This is a genomic window from Massilia sp. PWRC2, from assembly GCF_049896725.1.
Classification (GTDB): domain Bacteria; phylum Pseudomonadota; class Gammaproteobacteria; order Burkholderiales; family Burkholderiaceae_D; genus JAFCUW01.
Genome location: NZ_JAFCUW010000054.1, coordinates 1 through 582, shown reverse-complemented (window position 1 = coordinate 582; position 582 = coordinate 1). Strand labels below are relative to the sequence as shown.

General features: G+C 59.6%; 1 protein-coding gene. It reads right to left on the bottom strand.

Annotated elements, in window-relative coordinates:
* Positions 1-237: 237 nt before the first annotated feature.
* A partial coding sequence (locus ACP7BZ_RS23005; protein WP_426117527.1) for a DUF6444 domain-containing protein occupies positions 238-582 on the bottom strand: 345 nt, incomplete at its 5' end.

The window sequence follows — 582 nt, the reverse complement described above, 5'->3', positions numbered from 1 at the left end:
AGTTGCCGGCGACACGGACAAGCCCGTCATCTCGCGAATCAATTCGGCGGCGCGGGCATATGGCAGCATCTGGCCTTGGGTCAGGTGAACGCCAAGTGCGCGCACGTTCGGGCCGTATTGCGCAAGGTCGCTGACAGCGGATGGGAAGACACTGTCGTGCCGTTGACCACAGGTGCACAGCACCGTGTAGACGCGATGTTCGACTACCTCGAAACACATTGTCGGAACATCAAATACCTAGCGACGCTCCAGCACATGCGCTTCTTCAAACGCCAGCGCACTGTGGCAACGGTTGCAATGCGATGGCGTTGGGTGATCCTGCGTGCTGGTAGGCTCGGCGACCCGCTTGAGCGTGCTGCCTTTATGGCCCGGTTGGCCGCCAACTGTCTTGTCAGATTTGCCGCGCAACGAAGTAGTTTTCTGCTTTTTGGCCAGTCCATCCGACGACGGCGGCTTGCTCGAGTTCTCGCTGTTCATGCCCAGCTTCGCCTCGACCGCGTCCAGGCGCGCGAACAAGGCATCAATGAGACGATCCTTGTCTTCATGGGACAGGCCGGTGAGATTGAGACGGGGCGGTTTTGG